Source organism: Streptomyces sp. BE303, from assembly GCF_036290945.1.
Lineage (GTDB): Bacteria > Actinomycetota > Actinomycetes > Streptomycetales > Streptomycetaceae > Kitasatospora.
The window spans coordinates 1-411 of sequence record NZ_JAQYWZ010000550.1; the positions used below are offsets into that span (position 1 = coordinate 1).

At 72.7% G+C, this 411-nt stretch carries 1 protein-coding gene; it reads left to right on the forward strand.

Going from position 1 to position 411, the window contains the following annotated elements:
* On the forward strand, positions 1-411 hold a 411-nt coding region (locus tag PUR56_RS12435), incomplete at both ends, for an acyltransferase domain-containing protein (protein ID WP_329948932.1).

Below are 411 nucleotides of genomic sequence, written 5' to 3' on the forward strand. Positions count from 1 at the left end.
CCGCCCCGGCGGGGCGCGGTAGCTACCGGGTCGGGGGGTCTGACGGGTGTTGCGGGATCAGGTCGGGTCGCGTTCCTGTTCACGGGGCAGGGTGCGCAGCGAGCGTCGATGGGCCGGGGCTTGTACGAGGCGTTCCCGGTGTTCGCGGACGCCTTCGACCAGGTGGCGTTGCACCTGGATGCCGAGCTGGACCAGCCGCTGGCGGAGGTGCTGGCGGACGGGGAGCTGATCCACCGGACCGGGTCCGCGCTGCCGGCGTTGGGCGCGGTGGAGGTGGCGTTGCATGCGCTGCTGTCGCACTGGGGTGTGCGGCCGGATGTCCTGGTCGGTCATTCGATCGGTGAGATCGCTGCCGCGCACGTGGCCGGGGTGCTGTCGCTCGGCGATGCGGCGGCGTTGGTCGTGGCCCGG